Below are 611 nucleotides of genomic sequence, written 5' to 3' on the forward strand. Positions count from 1 at the left end.
GGGCAGGGCCCGGGGCAGGCGGTCCCATTCGTGGGCCGCGGGGGCTTCCATGGGCGGGTAGGTGCCGAGATCCTCGGGCGCAGCCATCAGCCCGGCGGCGCGGCCGGTGCGGACGTAGTGCAGGAACGGCGACTCCCCCGCACCCAGGAGATGGCCGTAGGCCCGGCGGTAGAACCGGGTGGAGAAGTTCTTGCTCGGATCGCGGTCCTCCTCCTGTCCGTGGGACAGGAAGTGGATCGCCGGGCCGTTCTCGAAGCCGCGGGTATCCGGGTACCGCTTGAGATACCAGGGCGCGTCGAAGAACGGCTCGATCAGGCGGGCCTGCTCGAACAGCTCCGCGTCTTCCTCGGCCGGCGGCGCGCCGTAGCGCGGATCGAAGGCCTCGCCCGAGAGGTCGTCGCCGCGCAGAAAGGCCCGGGCGAGGTGGTGGACGAAGGGCGCGAGGCCCGTCGCCTCCGCGGAGGGATGGTGCGCGCGGTAGGCCCAGCCGTTGAAGTCCGGCCTGGGATTGCGGCCCTTCCGCCAGCCGGTGTCGCAGTAGTCGCGCGCGGCGTCGTCCGCCTCGGACAGTCCGTAGCGGGCCCGGTAGAAGCCGTGGTCGAAATGCCCCG

At 72.2% G+C, this 611-nt stretch carries 1 pseudogene; it reads right to left on the reverse strand.

Features of this window, described 5'->3' with window-relative positions:
* Nucleotides 1–611 (reverse strand): annotated as a pseudogene (locus tag CIW48_RS32990) (glycosyl transferase); the annotation flags it as partial.

This window comes from Methylobacterium sp. P1-11, from assembly GCF_008329595.1.
GTDB lineage: Bacteria > Pseudomonadota > Alphaproteobacteria > Rhizobiales > Beijerinckiaceae > Methylobacterium.